General features: G+C 57.0%; 19 protein-coding genes. 13 read left to right on the forward strand and 6 right to left on the reverse strand.

Annotation, left to right across the window (positions count from 1 at the left end; genetic code table 11):
• The first annotated feature begins 33 nt into the window (after window positions 1–33).
• The 4 genes from ugpA to AVO44_RS02715 are packed head-to-tail and all read left to right on the forward strand — an operon-like array spanning window position 34 to window position 3,772.
• Window positions 34–915, forward strand: coding sequence for a sn-glycerol-3-phosphate ABC transporter permease UgpA (ugpA, locus tag AVO44_RS02700; protein ID WP_068332140.1), 882 nt, complete (start codon window positions 34–36; stop codon window positions 913–915).
• Window positions 916–935: 20 nt separating this feature from the next.
• A complete protein-coding gene (ugpE, locus tag AVO44_RS02705; protein ID WP_068332670.1) occupies window positions 936–1,772 on the forward strand; it encodes a sn-glycerol-3-phosphate ABC transporter permease UgpE in 837 nt (278 codons plus the stop codon).
• A 3-nt stretch (window positions 1,773–1,775) separates the two neighbouring features.
• Window positions 1,776–2,831, forward strand: coding sequence for a sn-glycerol-3-phosphate import ATP-binding protein UgpC (locus tag AVO44_RS02710; RefSeq protein WP_068332144.1), 1,056 nt, complete (start codon window positions 1,776–1,778; stop codon window positions 2,829–2,831).
• On the forward strand, window positions 2,831–3,772 hold the full coding sequence (locus AVO44_RS02715; protein WP_068332146.1) for a glycerophosphodiester phosphodiesterase family protein: 942 nt from the start codon (window positions 2,831–2,833) through the stop codon (window positions 3,770–3,772). The genes AVO44_RS02710 and AVO44_RS02715 overlap by 1 nt, the downstream gene beginning before the upstream one ends.
• 95 nt (window positions 3,773–3,867) lie before the next feature.
• Here the strand turns inward: AVO44_RS02715 and AVO44_RS02720 are convergent, their stop codons facing one another.
• On the reverse strand, window positions 3,868–4,476 hold the full coding sequence (locus tag AVO44_RS02720; protein WP_068332149.1) for a TetR/AcrR family transcriptional regulator: 609 nt from the start codon (window positions 4,474–4,476) through the stop codon (window positions 3,868–3,870).
• 139 nt (window positions 4,477–4,615) lie between these two features.
• On the opposite strand from AVO44_RS02720, the gene AVO44_RS02725 reads away from it, so the two are divergent.
• From AVO44_RS02725 to AVO44_RS02755, 7 genes are all read left to right on the forward strand, one after another.
• The gene (locus AVO44_RS02725) at window positions 4,616–5,080 is read left to right on the forward strand and encodes a (2Fe-2S)-binding protein (RefSeq protein WP_068332152.1); all 465 of its coding nucleotides are present in this window, start codon (window positions 4,616–4,618) and stop codon (window positions 5,078–5,080) included.
• A gap of 3 nt (window positions 5,081–5,083) precedes the next feature.
• Entirely contained in the window at window positions 5,084–7,270 is a 2,187-nt protein-coding gene (locus AVO44_RS02730; protein ID WP_068332154.1) for a xanthine dehydrogenase family protein molybdopterin-binding subunit, read from the forward strand.
• A gap of 138 nt (window positions 7,271–7,408) precedes the next feature.
• Entirely contained in the window at window positions 7,409–8,728 is a 1,320-nt protein-coding gene (locus AVO44_RS02735) for a glutamine synthetase family protein (RefSeq protein ID WP_068332673.1), read from the forward strand.
• Window positions 8,729–8,798: 70 nt separating this feature from the next.
• Complete coding sequence (locus tag AVO44_RS02740; RefSeq protein ID WP_068332157.1) at window positions 8,799–9,479, forward strand: type 1 glutamine amidotransferase; 681 nt, start codon at window positions 8,799–8,801, stop codon at window positions 9,477–9,479.
• The gene (locus tag AVO44_RS02745; protein ID WP_068332160.1) at window positions 9,479–10,837 is read left to right on the forward strand and encodes a glutamine synthetase family protein; all 1,359 of its coding nucleotides are present in this window, start codon (window positions 9,479–9,481) and stop codon (window positions 10,835–10,837) included. The genes AVO44_RS02740 and AVO44_RS02745 overlap by 1 nt, the downstream gene beginning before the upstream one ends.
• 8 nt (window positions 10,838–10,845) lie before the next feature.
• Entirely contained in the window at window positions 10,846–12,150 is a 1,305-nt protein-coding gene (locus AVO44_RS02750) for an NAD(P)/FAD-dependent oxidoreductase (RefSeq protein WP_068332163.1), read from the forward strand.
• Window positions 12,151–12,263: 113 nt separating this feature from the next.
• On the forward strand, window positions 12,264–13,478 hold the full coding sequence (locus AVO44_RS02755) for a DegT/DnrJ/EryC1/StrS family aminotransferase (protein WP_068332166.1): 1,215 nt from the start codon (window positions 12,264–12,266) through the stop codon (window positions 13,476–13,478).
• Window positions 13,479–13,481: 3 nt separating this feature from the next.
• On the opposite strand, the gene AVO44_RS02760 is transcribed toward AVO44_RS02755, so the two are convergent.
• The 4 genes from AVO44_RS02760 to AVO44_RS02775 form a co-directional block, all read right to left on the reverse strand.
• Window positions 13,482–14,243 carry a trypsin-like serine peptidase gene (locus AVO44_RS02760; protein WP_068332169.1) on the reverse strand — a complete coding sequence of 254 codons (762 nt, stop codon included), beginning with the start codon at window positions 14,241–14,243 and terminating at the stop codon, window positions 13,482–13,484.
• An 11-nt stretch (window positions 14,244–14,254) separates the two neighbouring features.
• Window positions 14,255–14,806 (reverse strand): polyhydroxyalkanoate synthesis repressor PhaR, encoded by a 552-nt coding sequence (gene phaR, locus AVO44_RS02765; protein WP_068332171.1) that lies wholly within the window; start codon window positions 14,804–14,806, stop codon window positions 14,255–14,257.
• A gap of 135 nt (window positions 14,807–14,941) precedes the next feature.
• On the reverse strand, window positions 14,942–15,388 hold the full coding sequence (locus AVO44_RS02770) for a phasin family protein (protein WP_068332173.1): 447 nt from the start codon (window positions 15,386–15,388) through the stop codon (window positions 14,942–14,944).
• 129 nt (window positions 15,389–15,517) lie between these two features.
• A complete protein-coding gene (locus AVO44_RS02775; RefSeq protein ID WP_068332175.1) occupies window positions 15,518–17,314 on the reverse strand; it encodes a PHA/PHB synthase family protein in 1,797 nt (598 codons plus the stop codon).
• A 113-nt stretch (window positions 17,315–17,427) separates the two neighbouring features.
• Between AVO44_RS02775 and phaZ the strand changes: the two genes are divergently transcribed.
• Both phaZ and AVO44_RS02785 read left to right on the forward strand, forming a co-directional pair.
• Window positions 17,428–18,699, forward strand: coding sequence for a polyhydroxyalkanoate depolymerase (gene phaZ, locus AVO44_RS02780; RefSeq protein WP_068332177.1), 1,272 nt, complete (start codon window positions 17,428–17,430; stop codon window positions 18,697–18,699).
• 2 nt (window positions 18,700–18,701) lie between these two features.
• The gene (locus tag AVO44_RS02785; protein ID WP_068332180.1) at window positions 18,702–19,286 is read left to right on the forward strand and encodes a DUF6151 family protein; all 585 of its coding nucleotides are present in this window, start codon (window positions 18,702–18,704) and stop codon (window positions 19,284–19,286) included.
• Here AVO44_RS02785 and AVO44_RS02790 read toward each other — a convergent pair.
• A complete protein-coding gene (locus AVO44_RS02790; protein WP_068332182.1) occupies window positions 19,277–19,993 on the reverse strand; it encodes an alpha/beta fold hydrolase in 717 nt (238 codons plus the stop codon). The genes AVO44_RS02785 and AVO44_RS02790 overlap by 10 nt on opposite strands.
• Window position 19,994 lies beyond the last annotated feature (1 nt).

The following is a 19,994-nucleotide window of genomic DNA, read 5'->3' on the forward strand; positions in this document are numbered from 1 at the left end:
TGCGGAGCCCGCATTTCTTAGTGGGACATCAGGATGGAAAAACGCGTCACCTTTCGCGGCTGGCTTTTGCCATTGGCGCTGATCGCCCCTCAGGTCATTATTTCCGCTGTTTTCTTCTTTTATCCCGCAGGACAGGCTGTTTGGCAGTCTTTGTTCATCCCCGACCCGTTTGGGCTATCGTCTCAATTCGTCGGCCTGGGCAACTTTGAGTTCCTGCTGAGCGATAAGTTCTACCGCGCATCCTTCGTGACGACTGCGATTTTTTCAACGCTGGTCACATTGTGCTCGATGATCCCCGCCTTGTTTCTGGCGGTCATTGCGGATCGCCTGATCAAAGGGGCGGGCGTGTACCGTACGCTGCTGATCTGGCCCTACGCTGTCGCCCCTGCGGTTGCGGGCGTGCTTTGGCTGTTCATGTTCAACACGCGCGTCGGTGTCGTGTCGTGGTATCTTGGTCAACTTGGCTATGATTGGAACCACGTTCTGAACGGGACCGAAGCCATGGGCCTTGTGGTTGTCGCCTCGGCCTGGGGGCGCATCAGCTATAACTTCCTGTTTTTCTTCGCCGCCCTCCAGTCCGTCCCGAGATCGGTGATCGAGGCCGCCGCAATTGACGGTGCGCATTTCTGGCGCCGCTTCTTCACCATTGTGTTGCCGCTGCTGTCCCCCACGGCGTTTTTCCTGCTGGTGGTGAACGTCGTCTATGCCTTCTTTGAAACCTTCGGTGTGATCCACACGATCACAGGTGGCGGGCCACAACAGTCGACGACCATTCTTGTCTACAAGGTCTTCTCGGATGGATTTGTGGGGCAGGATCTTGGGTCATCTTCGGCGCAGTCGGTTATCTTGTTGGTCGTAGTCGGCCTGCTGACCGTCATCCAATTCAAATACGTGGAAAAGAGGGTGCATTACTGATGGCCGCCCAACAACACGGAATGGTCGAAAAGCGCGGCATGGGAATCTGGCTAACCCATGCCCTGATGATCCTTGGCGTTCTGATCATCTTCTTCCCGATCTGGCTGGCGTTTGTGGCGTCAACCGTAACGCAGCCAGAAATCGTCTCACCGCCGATGCCGCTGTTGCCGGGTGATCAGTTCTGGGAAAACTACAAAGCCGCGCTGTTTTCTGGCGTGAATGTCCCTGTTGCAACGATGCTGTTCAACAGCCTGGTGATGGCCATTGGGATCGCAGTGGGCAAGATCATCATCTCACTGCTGTCAGCGTTTGCGATCGTCTATTTCCGCTTTCCGGGGCGCACGACGTTTTTCTGGCTGATTTTCCTGACCCTCATGTTGCCGGTCGAAGTACGGATCGTCCCAACCTTTGAGGTAGTGGCGGGATTCGGCATGCTCAACAGCTATTACGGGCTAATCTTTCCCCTGATCGCTTCGGCCACGGCAACCTTCTTGTTTCGCCAGTTTTTTCTGACAATCCCGGATGAGCTGGCCGAGGCTGCCCGGGTGGACGGTGCCCGCCCGATGCGATTCTTCATTGATATTGTGGTACCCATGAGCCGGACCAATATCGCAGCCCTGTTCGTGATCCTGTTTATTTATGGTTGGAACCAATATCTCTGGCCGCTGCTGATCACGACCGATCCTGAAATGAACACCATCGTGATGGGCATCAAACAAATGTTCCCCTCTGGCGACGATGTGGCGGAATGGCCGGTCATCATGGCCACATCCATCCTGGCGATGATCCCCCCGGTGATCGTGGTGGTATCGATGCAAAAGCTCTTTGTCCGCGGCCTTGTCGATAGCGAGAAGTAAGAAATGGCGACAGTTACCCTAGAGAATGTCAAGAAGAGCTTCGGCCCGACGGATGTTATTCATGGCATCGACATTGATGTGTCAGATGGCGAGTTCATCGTGATCGTTGGCCCCTCGGGATGTGGGAAATCCACGCTTCTGCGGATGGTGGCTGGTCTTGAAACCGTAACATCCGGCGAAATCCGGATCGGGGCGGAAAGGGCCAATGACAAAGAGCCAATGGACCGTGACATCGCGATGGTGTTTCAGAACTATGCGCTCTACCCGCATATGTCCGTGCGCCAAAACATGGGCTACGGCCTGAAGATCGCCGGGTTGCCCAAGGCCGAGATTGATCAAAAGGTGACCGAGGCCGCAAAGCTGTTGCAATTGGAACCTTTGCTGGACCGCAAACCCAGACAGCTTTCCGGTGGCCAACGCCAGCGGGTTGCAATGGGCCGGGCGATTGTCCGCGAACCGGCTGTTTTCCTGTTTGATGAACCGCTTTCGAACCTTGACGCCAAACTACGCGTACAGATGCGTCTTGAAATCCGAGAGCTGCAGGAAAAGCTGGGGATCACCTCGCTATACGTGACGCACGATCAGGTCGAGGCCATGACAATGGCCGACAGGATGATCGTGATGAACGGCGGTATTGCCGAACAAATCGGCACACCGCTTGAGGTTTATGAGACCCCGCAAACTCTGTTTGCTGCGCAATTCATCGGTAGTCCGGCGATGAATGTGTTTGATGCGCATCGTACGGATGGTGTGATCAGGATTGGCGATATCGCGGTCGGCCCCTCTCAGGGTCCCGATACTGCGTTAAAGCTGGGGATACGGCCAGAGCATCTGTTGCTGGATGAAAACGGTCCGCTTGAGGTCGCGGTTCAAATGGCTGAACCCTTGGGGGCAAACACCCTGTTTCATGGCCACCTGACCGGAACAGAAGGCGCGATCACGATTAGCCTTCCAGGCGTGCATCTGGTCGAGGGCCATCATTCAACAATGCGCTTCACGGTCGCGCCAGAGCAAATGCATCTGTTTGACGCCTCATCCGGAAAAAGGCTGGAAAGCTGATGGCGTTCCCGCAGGTCGAGGCATTTCGCGGCGGTGAGGACCTGGTCCGTGTCGTGGGCCATCGGGGCGCGCGCGGCGTTTTGCCCGAAAACAGCATGATCGGGTTCGACTTTACACTGTCGATTGGCGTTCCCCTGCTTGAGTTTGATGTGGTCCTCACGGCGGACAACGTGCCGGTCATCACGCATAACCACCATCTTCACGCCCCGACATTCCGCGATGCTGACGGTCAGTTCCTTATCGGAGAAGAGCCCAAGGTCTCCTCTCTGACGTTCGAACAGATCCAGAAGTTCGACATCGGTCGATTGGACGGGCAAACAGCCTATGGTCAGCGTTTTCCGGATCAGGCCCAGTTGGACAGGGTGCGCGTTCCAAAACTTGTGGACCTGCTCGATCTCATCAACGCCCCCGAAAACGGCAATGCCTATCTGATGCTGGAACTCAAGTCGGACCCTGACTTGGCTCATGACACAACTTACAGAGAAAGTTTTGTCGGGCGTGTACTCCGGGATGTTCGGGGCACTGGCTTATCGTCGCGCACGATATTGCACAGTTTCGATTGGAATCTGCTGGCCGAATGTCAGCGACAGGCTCCGGATCTGCCCACGTCTTATCTGACGCAGCTTCCCGAAAACGCCGATGATCCGGGCGAAGATTCATCGAAAACCATTTGCCCTGATTTTCGCGGTCGACGAGATGACATCCCTCATTTGGTCAAAGACGCAGGTGGGGCGTTTTGGTGCCCCTATTTTGCGGATGTGACAGCTGAAAGCGTGGCGCTTGCCAAGGACCTTGGGCTTTGCGTCGTGGTTTGGACGGTAAACGAGCCGGAAGATATCAGCAGGATGATCGATCTGCGCGTGGACGCAATCGTGACAGATTATCCGGGGCGGGTACAACGGCATCTGTCGGATTTGGGTATGGATTGGCAGACTGCATAGCTGGTGCAGATTTTTCAGTATTGAACTCGCGGATGTAAACGTAACCGTGCGACCACGGAGTATCTTGGCTCGCATAGGCCGCAAGAGGTTTAATTCTACTTTTGAACGCCATAGCGGCTGATCATCATTTCAACGCTGCTTTCTATGGTCTCGGCCATCTCGGCCTCGCTAAGAACCGCGCCGGTGAACAAAAGTGGCCAGAAGGCGCGTGCCTTGATGAGGCCAATAAACTCGTGCCCCGCCTGTTCCGGGTCGTCGATCCGTAGCTGGCCATCCTCCGCCGCGTCCCGCAGCATGCCGATGAAAGCCGCTGTCTTGTCCAGCTTGCTTTGCGCTTCGGCGGCCAGCGCTGGACTGCGCAAGGTTTCGCTTATCACCATTCGGGCCATCGCGATCACTTCCGGCATCATCAGGATACGGCCTTCGGCCCAGGCGAGCGCGGTCAGTTGTTCACGGATATCACGGCCTTTTTCATACCGTATCTCGACCACTTCGGCAAAGCGGCTGGACAGCTCGACCACGATGGACTGAAACAGGTTTTCCTTGCTTTCAAAATACTTATACAGCGTTCTTTTGGACACCTCTGCCCGTGCCGAAATGCGATCCATACTGGCCGCAGCAAAGCCCTTGTCCTGGAACTCGGCCACGGCTGCTTCAATGATCTGCGCGTACTTGGACGCGTTCGGAGCACTGCACACCGTCATGTCAAAGCTATAGACCTATTGACGAATGATGGTCAAACACCAAGTAAACGTATGAGTTTACAGTGATGGCTTTTTGTGTCACTAGTAAACCCGCCAGTTTACCGATTCAGGTAACCAGCCCAACACGGAGAGTCCTCTCATGGCATTGACATTAAAGTTAAATGGCGAGACCCACACGGTTGACGCCGAACCCGGCACACCCCTGCTGTGGGTTATCCGGGATGAATTGAAGCTGACAGGAACAAAATTCGGCTGCGGGGTCGCCTCGTGTGGCGCGTGCACCGTGCATCTGAACGGCGAGCCTGTACGCTCGTGCCAGACCTATATTGAAGATGTTGAAGACGCAGAAATCACCACAATCGAAGCCGTTGGTCAGGACAAGATCGGCGCGGCAGTTCAGCAGGCCTGGGTCGAGCTGGACGTGGTTCAGTGCGGCTACTGTCAGTCCGGTCAGGTGATGTCCGCAGTCGGCCTGCTATCCGAAAACCCCAAGCCTTCGGTCGAAGAAATCGACAGCTACATGCACGGCAACGCCTGCCGCTGCGCCACTTATCAACGCATTCGCGCCGGTATCCAGCGTGCGTCCGAAATACTGGAGGCCTGATCCATGACCATCAACACCTCTCGCCGTGGGTTTCTGAAGGGTGCCGCTGCTGCCGGTGCCGTGCTGCTGGTTGGTGCACGCCCTGATGGTGCGCTGGCAGCTGCGTCGTCTGAGGCCACTCAGTTCAACCCTTTTGTAAAGATCGACGCGGATGGCACAGTGACTGCCATCGTGAAGCACTTTGAAAAAGGACAAGGCCCGGCAACCGGTCTGCCGACGCTGATCGCCGAGGAAATCGGCCTTCGCATGGACCAGATCGAGTACGGCTTCGCGCCCTCTGATCCTAATGTCTATAACAACCTGTTTTTTGGCCCCTTCCAGGGCACCGGCGGATCGACCGCGATGGCAAACTCTTGGCTGCAATACCGTCAGGCGGGTGCCGCCGCGCGCGAAATGCTGATCAATGCAGCCGCCCAAAGCTGGGGCGTTGACGCCTCTGGAATCGCTATCGAAGAGGGCATCGTCAAAGCCGGAGACAAGTCCGCACCGATAGCGGAATTTGTGGCCGCAGCCGCTCAGCTGGACGCACCTGCAGAACCGCGTTTGAAAGATCCGTCCGAATTCCGCCTGATCGGCAACGACTCCGTGCGTCGCAAAGACTCGGCCATCAAGGGGAACGGCCAGGCCATCTATGGGATGGACCTGCATTTGCCCAACCAGATGGTTGCGATGATAAAGCGCCCTGAATCGCGTGGCGGGATTGCCAACGGCTTTGACGACAGCGCCTCGAAAGAGGTTAAGGGCTTTATCAGTGCAGCCGTTTTGCCGAACAAGGCGGGCGTGGCCGTTTTTGCCGAAAACACCTGGGCCGCAATTCAGGCACGCGACGCGCTTGAGGTCGACTGGGACATGTCCGACGCCGAAACCCGTAACTCTGATGAGATCAAGGCCGAGATCATGGCCGCGCTGGACGCTGAGCCAACCTACAACGTGAATAAGGCGGATGTTGCAGCCGTGTCTGCAGCCATCGACGAGGCGGACAAGGTAATCGAAAAGACCTTTTACTTCCCGCTGCTCGCACATGCGCCGATGGAGCCATTGAACTGCACCATCGAACAAACGGCTGATGGCACCATCGTGTTGCATGACGGCGCGCAAATGCCGACCGGCCCGCACATGGCTTATCAGCAAATCTTCGAGCTTCCGCCCGAGAAGATTCAGATCAAAACGATGCTGGCGGGCGGATCGTTCGGGCGGCGCGCAACACCAGATGCGGATTACCAGGTCGAGGCTGCATTGGCATTTGCCGTGACCGACCGCTCGCGCCCGGTAAAGCTGGTCTGGACACGTGAGGATGACATCCGCAGCGGCTACTACCGCCCTGCCTTCGGCCACAAGGTCCGGGTGGGTCTGGACGCCGATGGCAACATCGTGGGTTGGCAACATCAGATAGCGGGTCAGTCCGTCATCAAAGGCACCCCGTTCGAGGCGGTTCTAGTGCATGACGGCGTTGACCACAGCTCGGTCGAAGGCGTTGCTGACAGCCCTTATGCCATTCCCGGTATGGCTGTCGGTTTGACGGACACACCCAAGGCTACGACCGTTTTATGGTGGCGGTCCGTCGGGCACACCCACACGGCCTACACGATGGAGACCATGATGGACGTGGTGGCCAAGGCGGCAGGCCGTGACCCGGTTGAATTCCGTCTGGCGCACCTGTCGGACCCTGACAACCCGGATCAGGCGCGGAAGGCCGCCGTGCTGAGACTGGCGGCTGAAAAGGCCGGTTGGGGCAACGTCCCGGAAGGGCGGTCTCTGGGTGTTGCCGTGCATAAATCCTTTGGATCCTATGCAGCTGAAGTCGTTGAGATTTCGGGTGATCCGGACAGCGGCATCAAGATCGAAAAGGTTACCTGTGCTATCGATTGCGGTATCGCGGTGAACCCGGACATCGTGCGCGCGCAGATGGAAGGCGGTATCGGTTACGGAATTGGCCACGTCATGCGTGATCAGATCACGCTGACAAGCGGAGCCGTAGACCAATTCAACTTTCCAGATTACGAACCGCTACGGATCGGTGATATCGCCGCAATCGACGTACATATCGTACCCTCCGCCGAAGCGCCCACCGGCGTGGGTGAGCCCGGCACGCCCCCTTCCGCTCCGGCGCTTGCGAATGCAATCAAAGCCATGTCCGGTATGCATGTCGCTGTGCTGCCCATGGATGAAAATGGCATAACATTCGTATAAACCCGCGCTCTGCGCCCTGCCTTTTGGGCGCAGAGCATTTTTCGCTGCTGAGTCGCAGCACTGATAATTTGATCAAATTTAGTGACAAGACACGCGGTCTCGATTACATCTCGGACAAGACGATGGATGGAGATCCCGATGGACCTGAGCACCCTGCACAGTTTTCGCGTTGCTGCCTGCGATCTGAATGGTCAAATGCGCGGCAAGCGCGTGCCGCCGTCATATTCGGACAAACTAACCAAAGGGGCAGTCCGGATGCCTTTTTCCGCGCTCAACGTCGATCTTTGGGGCGCGGATATTGCAGGCAGCCCGCTGGTCTTCGAATCCGGCGACGCGGATGGAATGCTGCTGCCAACAGATCGCGGCCCGGTGCCCATGCCTTGGCTGGCCGTGGACACAGCTCTGGTACCAATGTGCCTGCATGATGATGCCGGTGCGCCTTTCGCCGGAGACCCCCGGCACGCCTTAGCCTCGGTGCTGCACCGCTATGCCCAGCGCGACTGGTCCGTCGTCGCGGCAACCGAGTTGGAGTTTACGCTGCTGGACGCCTCTGGCCCGCAACCTCAACCTCCGGTCAACCCGGTAACCGGGCGTCGGTTGACGGACGAAGCCGTGCTGTCCATGGCGGAAATGGATGCCTTCGATTCTTTCTTTACCGACCTGTACGACGGCTGTGCCGAAATGGGTATTCCTGCCCAAACCGCCATTTCCGAAAGCGGTATTGGCCAGTTCGAAATCAACCTGAACCATCAAGATGCCATGCGGTGCGCCGATGATACATGGCTTTTCAAGGCATTGACGCGTGGTCTGGCACGCAAACATGGGTTCACTGCCACGTTCATGTCCAAGCCTTACGCCGAAGACGCAGGAAACGGGATGCATGTGCATTTCTCGGTCGTGGACGGCAAGGGCCGAAATGTATTCGACAATGGCGGCCCCAAGGGCACCGATTTGCTACGCTGGGCTGTTGCGGGGTGCTTGGCGGCAATGCCGGGCAGTACGCTGATATTTGCACCCCACGGAAACTCTTACACCCGTCTCGTACCCGGTGCACATGCGCCCACCGGCGCAAGTTGGGCCTATGAAAACCGAACCGCCGCCGTGCGCATTCCCGGAGGTGCCCCGGCCGCGCGTCGGATCGAACACCGCGTCGCGGGTGGCGATATTAACCCTTACCTGATGCTGGCCGCCGTTCTTGGTGCCGCGTTGAACGGGATTGAGGACGAGGTCGACCCCCCTGCCCCTATCACGGGCAATGCGTATGAGATCGACGGCCTGCCGCAATTGGCAACAGACTGGGCGGACGCCATTGCAGCGTTTGAAACCGATCCACAGGTTGCGCGCATCTTCTCGGCCGATCTGATACGTTTTTTAGCCATGACAAAGCGGCAGGAAATCCGACGCTTTGGCGACCGCCCGCCCGAAGACCACTGGCTCAGCTATCTTGAGGCGGTGTGACCCCTCTTGCCCGCTTGAATTGGGTGGGTTACAGTAAATTTGATCAAATTTGGCGACCCGCGATACACTCATGAAAATCGGCATCCTTCTGACCGGCCACCGCCCTGACGCGTTGCAAAACGAGTTCAGCGAATATGACGCGATGTTTCGCGACCTTCTGGATGGCAATGGCTTTACGTACGAAACCTTTGCTGTCGTGGATGGCCAGTTCCCCAAAGATGAATTTCAGGCCGAAGGTTGGATCATCACCGGCTCGCGCCACGGCGCATACGAGGATCACCCCTGGATTCCGCCGCTGGAAACCCTGATCCGCGACATACAGAAAAGCGGCCGTCCTTTGATCGGTGTTTGCTTTGGCCACCAGATCATTGCGCAGGCCTTGGGCGGCAAGGTCGAGAAATTCAAGGGCGGCTGGGCCGTCGGGCGCACGGACTACGACTATGACGGTCAGACTTTGACGCTAAACGCCTGGCATCAGGATCAGGTGGTCGCCCTACCCGAAGGCGCGCGTGTTCTGGGCTCTAACGCGTTCTGCGAAAACGCCATGGTGGCCTATGGCGACAATATTTGGACGGTTCAGGCGCATCCCGAATATGATGACGGGTTCATTCAGGGCCTGATGGACACGCGCGGTAAGGGCGTTGTGCCCGATGATCTGATGCAAGCCGCCGCAAATCGCCTGCCCGCCGCAAACGACAACCCGAAGATCGGACAACTCATGGCGGAGTTTCTGAAGAAAGAGAGGGCCTGATGGCCGACTGGAAAGATCAACTGCCGCAGGCTGCACGCACCTATATCGAAGGTCAGCGTCTGGATGAGGTCGAGTGCATCATCGCCGACCTGCCGGGCATCGCGCGTGGCAAGGCTGTTCCGGCATCCAAATTCGCCCGACAGGATTATTTCCATCTGCCTGACAGCATCTTCTACCAGACCATCACAGGTGACTGGGGCGAAGCAGCGGGCGAGGATGGGTTCATCGAACGCGACATGATCCTGAAACCCGATTTCTCGACCGCATCAGCCGCCCCATGGACTGGCGACTGGACGCTTCAGGTGATCCACGACGCCTATGACCGGGACGGAGAGCCTATCCCCTTCAGCCCCCGCAACGTGCTGAAACGGGTGGTGCAGCTGTACCGCGACAGGGGCTGGAAGCCGATTGTTGCGCCTGAGATGGAGTTCTTTCTGGTCGCGCCTAACGTCGATCCGGCGCAGGGCATCAAGCCGATGATGGGCCGCTCGGGGCGTCCGGCAGCCGCGCGGCAGGCGTATTCGATGACAGCGGTGGATGAGTTCGGCCCGGTCATCGACGACATCTATGACTTTGCCGAACACCAGGGGTTCGAGATCGACGGCATCACGCAAGAAGGCGGTGCCGGGCAGTTGGAAATCAATCTGCGCCACGGTGATCCTGTCAAACTGGCTGATGAGGTCTTTTATTTCAAACGCCTGATCCGCGAGGCAGCGTTGCGTCACAATTGCTTTGCCACCTTCATGGCAAAACCAATCGCGGATGAACCCGGCTCTGCCATGCACATCCACCACTCGATTACCGATATCGAGACCGGGCAAAATATCTTTTCTGGTCCACAAGGGGGCGAGACCGACGCGTTCTACAACTTCATCGCCGGGCTGCAGAACCACCTGCCTGCAGGTCTGGCCGTCATGGCGCCTTACGTGAATTCGTACCGACGCTATGTGAAAGACCACGCCGCACCGATCAATCTGGAATGGGCGCGCGACAATCGCACCACTGGTATCCGCGTACCTCTGTCCGGACCCGAGGCGCGGCGCGTGGAAAACCGTATCGCCGGGATGGATTGCAACCCCTATCTGGGGATCGCGTTGTCGCTGGCCTGCGGCTATCTGGGGCTGACCCGTCAGGAACGCCCGCGCCGTCAGTTCTATGGCGATGCCTACGAAGGAGAAGGCGACATCCCGCAGGTAATGGGCAACGCGCTGGATCTGTTCGATGAAGCAACCGCACTGCACCAGGTTCTTGGCCCCGACTTCGCCCGCGTCTACGGCATCGTGAAACGGGCCGAGTATGAGGAGTTCCTGCAGGTGATCTCTCCGTGGGAGCGTGAGCATCTGCTGCTGAACGTCTGAGGCACGCAATGAACCTGCTCTATTCCAACGACCGCAAGGCCGAGTATCCGGCCAGTTGGTACGCTGCAACTGCAAATCCGATAGATCGGTTTCCGGTCTTATCCGGAGATGCCAAAGCCGATGTCTGTGTTGTCGGTGGCGGCTATACCGGCCTGTCCGCCGCGCTGCACCTGGCAGAGGCGGGGTTCAATGTCGTACTGCTTGAGGCCCACCGCGTGGGCTTTGGCGCTTCGGGTCGCAACGGCGGCCAATTGGGCAGCGCCCAACGGATGGATCAGGAGGATCTGGAGCGGCTGGTCGGCGATGAGGATGCCGCCAAGCTTTGGGATTTGGCCGAGGATGCAAAAGATCTGGTTAAGTCGCTGATCGCGAAGCATCAGATCAACTGCGACCTGAAGCCCGGCGTCGCTGTGTTGGGCCTGTCGACCTCTGAGCAGAATGAGTTGCACGAACACGCCGCCCATTTGTCGGATCGGTATGGCTATGACCAGATCGAGTTGCTTGACGAAGCCTCAGGGCACGGGCTTTGCCCCTCACCAACCTATCGGGGCGGGTATTTGGACATGGGCGCCGCGCATCTGCATCCGTTGAACTATTGCTTGGGGCTGGCGCAAGCGGCGGCAAAGGCTGGGGTGAGCATCTTTGAAAGCACCGAGGTCACCGCTATTGAAGAAGGCCAACCTGCAAAAGTGCGTACCGCAAATGGTACGGTCAGCGCGGATCACGTTATTCTGGCCTGCAACGGGTATCTTGGCGATCTGAACCGCAAAGTGGCTGCGCGGGTCATGCCGATAAACAATTTCATCGCGGCGACGGAACCTTTGGGTAAAGACGCCGCGCGTATTCTGACCCAAGACATCGCGGTGGCCGATACCAAATTCGTTGTGAATTACTTCCGGCTCAGCGCCGATGGCCGCCTTTTGTTTGGGGGCGGCGAAAGTTATGGCTACCGTTTCCCGAGCGACATCGCGGCCAAAGTCCGTAAACCGATGGTTGAGATCTTTCCGCATCTGCGCGACGTGAAGATCGACTATGCCTGGGGCGGAACGCTGGCCATCACCATGCGGCGTATGCCCTATCTGGCGCGGGTCGGGTCAAATATCCTTTCCGCGTCGGGCTATTCCGGCCACGGGGTCGGTACAGCCACTCATGCTGGTCAACTGATGGCGCTGGCCATTCAAGGGCAAGCCGAAGGCTTTGATACACTATCGCGCGTACCCGCCCTTCTGTTCCCCGGCGGCCCTGCGCTGCGCAGCCCGCTTCTGGTGCTGGCAATGACTTGGTTTGCCCTGCGGGATCGCCTCGGCCTTTAGCTTCGATGAAGTACGACAGATTGGTGAAAATTCGCCCACTTGGCGATTGAGGGGTTTCTTTGTCCCAGGAATAGCTTTATCTTTCCCAAAGATAGAATTCGGGAAAACCAAATATGACGCTTCCTCCAAACGTTCATGATGCCGAACCCATCCCCGCAGCCGCAAGAGAAGCCATTGACGCCCTGATGCAGTCAGGCGACCTGTTTCGCTATACCGCGCCACAGGATGCGCCAGTTGCGTTGCTCGAAGCGGAGTTCGCAGAACTGCTGGGCACGAAATATGCTCTGGCCGTTTCGTCCTGCTCTGCCGCTTTGTTCCTGTCGCTCAAGGCACTTGGCCTGCCGCGCGACGCCCGTGTTTTGATCCCCGGCTTTACATTCGCTGCCGTGCCGTCCTCGGTCATTCACGCAGACTGTATTCCGGTGCTGTGTGAAGTGAGCGAAAACTATCGTATCGACATGGCCGATTTCGCCGCCAAGCTGGACAATGTTCAGGCGGTCATCATCAGCCATATGCGTGGCCACACTTCGGACATGGACGCGATCATGGCCCTGTGTAACGCACGCGATATCCCGGTGATCGAGGATGCGGCGCATTCGCTGGGAACCACCTGGCATGGACAGAACATCGGCACCATTGGCAAGGTCGGCTGTTTCTCGTTCCAGTCTTACAAGATGATCAACGCTGGCGAAGGTGGCATTCTGATCACCGACGACGCAGACCTTGTAGCCCGCGCCGTGATCATGTCGGGCGCTTATGAGCATAACTGGAAGAAGCACAAAGGCCCGCACGGCGACAACTCGCCCGAGTTAGAGCAAGCCTTTGCCCGCTGGCAGAACCAAGTGCCGCTGTATAACCTGCGGATGAACAACCTGAGCGCTGCCGTGATCCGCCCGCAATTGCCGGAACTGGCGCGTCGCGTGCGCGATGGCCTTAGCAACCACGATTATGTGGCTGAGCGCCTGAACACGTCGCCCCATATCGACGTCCCTGCCCCGCTGGCCCCCGAACGTCGTGCACCGGACTCGATCCAGTTTAATCTGGTTGGAATGGACGAAGGTGAAATCCGCGCTTTCGCCGCCGCCAGCGAAGCGCGCGGTGTTAAGGTTCAGGTCTTCGGGCTCAGCGAAGACAACGCGCGTGCGTATTGGAACTGGCAATTCCTGCCTGAAAAGTTCGATTTGCCGAAGACGCGCGACATGTTGATGAGGGCGTGTGATGTCCGACTGCCTGTGCGGTTGACGCGGGCCGAACTGGACGTGATCGCCGATATCCTGCTGGCCTCGGTCGGCGAAGTAACCGGCCCGGTTCCCGCCTACGGCACGTGATGTCTATTCAGCGTCAAGACCAAAACCATCGACGGATAAGAATAGCGCCGTAACCCCGTCTGGGGTTGCCGCGACTGAGGACAGGATTGCCACAACCTGAGGGCCGGTTTGTGTGTCCGCCAAAAGCGGCGCACCTGAGTCGCCCATCATGACGGGACAGACGGACAACAGAACTCCTTCTGCAACGGTTTGAGCACGGCAGTCATCTGTTCGGCTAAGAACATGGGGCCGCAATCCTGGATAGCCAGCCACGAACGTGGTCGCTCCATCCGGCTCCGCAAGCGGTAGAAACCCAACGATCTGACCAAGCGGCTCGCTGAGTTCAAGAATGGCCCAGTCCAATTCCGCACGGCTTGCGAAAGCACCTTCTACACCCTGTTCAGGATGCGTCCGGTAGTCCCGAACAGCTGAGACAGCAACAGCTTTCCCACGTTGATAACCAGCCGCAAACCGAATGCTGGCCGGTGGAATCCATCGCTTGCGTTGCGCATTGTAAAGGCAATGAGCCGCAGTCAGAACCAGCCGGTCCGACACCAGAACACCTGTGCAATGGGACCGCTGATCTCGACTGGCAAAATTTATCCGCCCAATCGCATACCAAGGCGCCGTGTCTGCATCCAGAATCTCGCGTGCGCGAATGGCGTCGCACCCGTCAGCCGACTTTGTACCCAACGTACATATCGAGGACCAGTTTTCCGAGAAAACGCCCTGCGACAGCGCGGGCTGGGTCCAAAGTAAAGCAGCACCCAGGATCAGCCAGCGCATCACTCCACGCGTCAGTTCAGTTTCGAGAGCTTTTGCTGCAATTCAGCCAATTGCTTCTTTATATCGTCCAGATCTTCTTTGGATTCGGGCGCATCGCCCTCTTTGTCCGGTCCTGACCAAGCGCCCGAAAGACCGCCGGTCATCGCCTTCAAAAACGCCTGTTGCTGCGCCTTCATCGCTTCGAACCCCGGCATCTGTGACATCGGGTTCATCGCGTTCATGTTTTCCATCATCTTGCTCTGGCTTTCGCGCAGCATCTCGAACGAGCTTTGCAGGAACTGCGGCATCATCCCCCCACCGGGGATCATGTAGCTGCGAACCAGATCATTCAGAACATTGACGGGAAGGACATTTTCGCCCCGGCTTTCATGCTCGGCAATGATTTGAAGTAAATACTGCCGGGTCAGATCATCCCCGGTTTTCAGATCAATGATCTGTACCTCACGACCGTCGCGGATAAACGCCGCGATATCTTCGAGCGTGACGTAGTCGCTGGTCTCAGTGTTATACAGCCGACGGCTGGCATAGCGCTTGATCAACAGCGGTTTTTCTTGTTCTGACACCGTTTACCCTCCCCAAGGATGATGCGTTGCAGCAGAGGTTATGCGAGCGCAGAACAAAAAGAAAGGGCAGGTCAAAGGACCTGCCCAACGCGATTGCACCAGATGGGAGGAACGGGTGCGCTTCGCGGCCTTATCTTACTTGGCAGTTGCGGCTTTCTTGGCAGCAGCTGTTACGTCGTTGGTTGCTTTTTTGACGACAGCAGTTGCGTCTTCAGCAGCTTCTTTGCCAGCAGCCATCAGCAGCTCAATGGTTTCGGTCTGCAGTTTCTTGGCGACCTCAGCGAAAGCAGCCATGTTTTCAGCAGCAACTTCGGCCGACGCGCTTGCGAAATCGGTTGCGGCTTTTGCATAGTCAGCAGGCTCTGCCTTTGCTTTCGACATTTCTGTCAGTTTAGCCAAGGTGTCTTTGGTCCATTTGCTCGAAATTTCGGCCGATTTCTCGGCGGCTTCCAGAGCAACGCCCGAAAGTTTTTCGTTCAGCGACGCTGTCGATTTGAACGCACCTTCCAGTGCCGCGGTGTCAACAGGGAATGCACCCATCATGTCTTTCAGAGTAGCGGTAAAGTCTTGCGTCTTTGCCATTGTCCTAATCCTTATTGCCGAACCGGGCCCACCCCGGTTTTCATCAGCTTGAGGACAATATGAATGCTGCGGCGCAGCATTTCAAGTATTTTTTGCTGCACCGCAGAAATTTTTTGTTTCAGAATGAAATCAGGCGTTTGGGTCGGCGACTACATACGTTCCGGGTGCCGGTGCCAACCGTGGGTGTTTCGAATCACCAGTATCGCGGGCAGGAACCTGCTTGCCTGAACGCTTCTTGAGCCAGGCCTCCCACATCGGCCACCAAGAGCCTTCGTGGAAGTCCGCCTCTTTCAGCCACGTATCTGCCTCTGCCGTCAGATCCGGGTTCGTATAGTGGCCGTATTTCTTTTTGCTGGGAGGGTTCACAATCCCTGCGATGTGACCGGATTCCGAGACAACAAACGTCTTTGACCGCGACCCCATCATCTGCACTCCGCGGTAACAGTCCTTCCACGCCGCGATATGGTCGGTCTCGCACGTGATTGCCATAAGCGGCACATCGACGTCACGAACATGCAGCTTGTGGCCCAGAAGCTCGAACCCGTCTTCTGCGAATTCGTTGCGCTGGCAAAGGCCGCGCAGATACTGCACTGTCATCTTGGCCGGAAGGTTGGCCCCGTCCCCGTTCCAGAACAGCAGATCAAAGGCCGGCGGAACCTCTCCCATCATATAGCTGCGGATCGCCGGGCCGTAGACCAGGTCGCGTGAGCGCAGAAACGACATGGTGCGCCCCATAATCCAGGATCGCAACACGCCTTTCTTGGTAACTTCTTCCTCGACCCCGTCGATGAAATCATTCTGCAGGAAGGGCGTGAACTCACCCTGATCGGAAAAGTCCGTGAGCGCGGTAAAAAGGGTCGCCGATTTGATCGACTTGTCGCCGCGTTGTTTCAACAACGACAGAGTCAGACTCAGCGTCGTGCCCGCGATACAGTACCCGATCGCGTTAACCTGTTTGACCTTGCATATCTTCTTGGCAACATCGACCGCAGTCAGGAACCCGTCCTGGACGTAATCCTCCATCCCCGTATCTGCATAGCTTTCATCCGGGTTGACCCAACTGACCACGAACAGGGTATAGCCCTGTTCGGTGATCCATTTGATCATGCTGTTCTGTGCCTTGAGGTCGAGTATGTAGAACTTGTTGATCCAGGGTGGGAACAGCACGACCGGCGTTTCATACACGGTCTCGGTCGCAGGCTTGTACTGGATCAGTTCCATCATCCTGTTGCGATAGACCACGTCGCCCGGTGTGGTCGCCAAGTTTCCACCGACCTCGAAAGCGTTCTCATCGGCAAGCTTAACGACCAGTTCGCCATCATTGGCCTCAAGGTCCGCAACAAGGTTTTCCAACCCCTGAATGAGCGACTGCCCTTCTGTCTCGACAGCCTTTTCCAGCGCATCCGGGTTGGTCGCAAGAAAATTCGTCGGGGCCATCATGTCGATAATCTGCTGCGAGAAATACTGCAGACGCCGTTTGTCCTTGGCGTCGAGATCCTCAACCGATGCCACCGCCTGCGCGATAGCTGCTGAATTGGTCTGGTATTGCTGGCGGATCAGGCGGAAGTAAGGGTTTGTCTCCCACATTGGGTTGGAAAACCGCTTGTCGTCCAAGGGGGTCTCATCGACCTCGCCGGTTGTGATCGCCTGCTGCGCCTCGGCAAAGTTCAAAACCGACTTGCCCCAGTACTCAATCTGCTGTTCAAGCAATTTGGCGGGATTATGCCATGCCTCGGACCAATATGCCGTTGCTGCTTTTGCAAAAAGCTCTTGATTCGGGGCGTCCAAGGCCGGGGTATGCGGCTGTTTTACCGCCATGACTTCGATCAGCCGCTTGGAAAGCTGTTCGACCTTTTCCATATTTTCTTTAAGTCGTTCAATGTTTTGTTCAGTAGCTTCTGGCATTTGGTCTTCACTTATTGTCATTTTAACAATTCCCCCCTAACCTTGCTGCTGTGCAGAATAACGCCGTGGGTGTCGGGGGGCAAAGCGGTGAATGGTCCGAACTTTAAGGCTGACATTCAGGAGGCCCCTTTTCCATGCGCTATATGATGACATACGACCTGATGGAGACGGTGCGCAACACCAACCAATGGATGGGTGCAACCGCCAGCGCCATGGCATCCTACCCCGCTTTCTCTATGGCACCCAATCCTGTCTTTAGCATGATGGCCGCCTGGGGCGAAGTGACCGAGCGTACGTTCCAGCGCATGGTCGTCAAACCGGACTGGGGCATTCGCACCTTTACCTGCGAGGATGGGAAGGACCACCTTGTCGACGTCACCACGGTTGTTGAACGTCCGTTTGGTGACCTTGTGCATTTCCGTGTGAACGGCCGTGAAGAGCAGCCGCGCAAGGTGCTTTTGGTTGCGCCGATGTCCGGCCACTATGCCACTCTGCTTCGGTCGACCGTGAAAAGTCTGCTGGTTAACTGCGAGGTCTATATCACTGACTGGCATAATGCGCGCGACATTCCCGTGTCCGAAGGTAAGTTCGATGTAGAGGACTATACACTCTATCTTGTCGATTTCATGAAAGAACTTGGCCCTGACACGCATGTTGTGGCCGTTTGCCAACCTGCGCCTCTCACATTGGCCGCGACTGCCTACCTGGCTGAGGTCGAACCAAAGGCGCAACCCAGCACCCTGACCTTGATTGGCGGACCCGTCGACCCGGACGCCACGCCCACCGATGTCACCGATTTCGGGCGTCGTGTCACGATGGGGCAACTGGAAGAGACGATGATCCAGCGCGTCGGTTTCAAATACAAGGGCGTTGGCCGGATGGTCTATCCGGGTCTTCTTCAATTGGCGTCCTTCATGTCAATGAATGCAGAGCGCCATTCCAAGGCGTTTTCCGACCAGATTCAGCGGGTAATGCGGGGTGAGGCCTCGGATCACGATGCGCACAACCGGTTTTACGACGAATACCTCGCTGTCATGGATATGACCGCCGAATTCTATCTTTCGACGGTCGAGCGTGTGTTCAAAAACCGCGAGATTGCCCGGAACGAATTTGTCGTCGCTGGTCACAAGGTGGATATCGGAAAGATCACCGATGTCGCGGTTAAGACCGTCGAGGGCGCGAATGATGATATCTCGGCCCCCGGCCAGTGTATCGCGGCCCTTGATCTGTGCACCGGTTTACCGGATGCGAAAAAGGCCAGTCATGTCGAACCCGGTGCCGGCCACTATGGTATTTTCGCTGGCCGCAGCTGGCGCGACAATATCCGGCCGCTGGTGATTGATTTCATGAACGCCAATACACGCAAACCGCGCCGGCGGGCCGCCAACAAGAACAAAGTCGCTTAAAGATGAGTTCAACAGCGGGCGAGGGAATGGCCTTCTCCTGCGTTTGCGGCGCGTTGCAAGGGCATATCACCGCTACCGGCGTGCAATCTGGCACTCATGTCGGCTGTTTCTGCCGTGATTGTCGTGCGGCCCAATTGTATTTTAGGCAACCTGATCCGGCCCCCGGCCCTGTCGATATCCTGCAAATGAGCCCGGAAGAAATCCGGATCGACAAGGGGGCTGAATATCTTGCGTTGATGCAACTCAGTCCCAAGGGAATGCTGCGCTGGTATGCAAAGTGTTGCAATGCGCCGCTCGCAACCACCGCGCGCACGGTCAAGGTTCCGTTTGCCGGATTTATCGCAAATCGGTTCGTCGACCCCGGCGGGCTTGGCCCAATAACGACTCGGGGATTTGTGCCCCAGCCAGACGGTAAGCAGAAACACGAAAACCTACGCTATGCGGTGGTTGGGATGCTCAGGCGCCTCGCCAAGTCCTGGGTGTCCGGAAGTTGGAAAAACACGCCGTTCTTTGATTGTGACAGCGGTGAACCGGTCGCCAAACCAATCATTCTCAGCAAGGCTGAGCGGGCAAAGCTCTATACATAGGCCGCCCGTACCGGGGTACTGAGCCATTCCGTCAGCGCCTGATTTACAACTTGTGCTGCTTCGAGCGTTGGAAGGTGCCCAGCCTCCTCTACAACCCTAAGCTCGGCATCTGGAATAAGTTCAGCCATGAAAGCGTGCCTTCGCTGCGGTGTTATCGTGTCATATGCACCTGAAAGCACCAGTGTTGGCACCTTGATATGTCTTAATTCGCCCTGTTGATCCGGTCGCCTTTGCATGGCTCGGATTTGACGTTCAAAAACCTCAGGTCCGAAGTCCAACGCCATCAAAACGACTTCGTTCAGAATTGGAATACGCTGAGGTCCGGGTGCCAAAGCGTCTGACCCGATGATCTTGCGCATCACCTCTTCAAGCCGACCCATTTTGGCCCCGACCACCAGTTCTTCGCGCGCCGCCGCTGCCTGCGGGGTATCGGCCTGTGCATCGGTCGCCATCAGACACAGCCGAGACACCCGATCCGGTGCGCGTCGAATAAGCTCTAGCGCAACCACACCGCCCATGCCCAAACCACCCAGCGCAAACCGATGTGGCAACTGATCCAGCAGAGCCGATGCAATTTCTTCGACGCGTTCGCCTATTGAAATCGGTGCAACTGTTACGGCGCGGGATCGTGACAAGCAGGTGATCTGAGGTTCAAAAAGACGTGCATCGCACATCATTTCAGGCAGTAAAACCAGCGGCTCGATCACG

Origin of the sequence: Ruegeria profundi (assembly GCF_001507545.1) — a bacterium.
GTDB classification, from domain to species: domain Bacteria; phylum Pseudomonadota; class Alphaproteobacteria; order Rhodobacterales; family Rhodobacteraceae; genus Ruegeria; species Ruegeria profundi.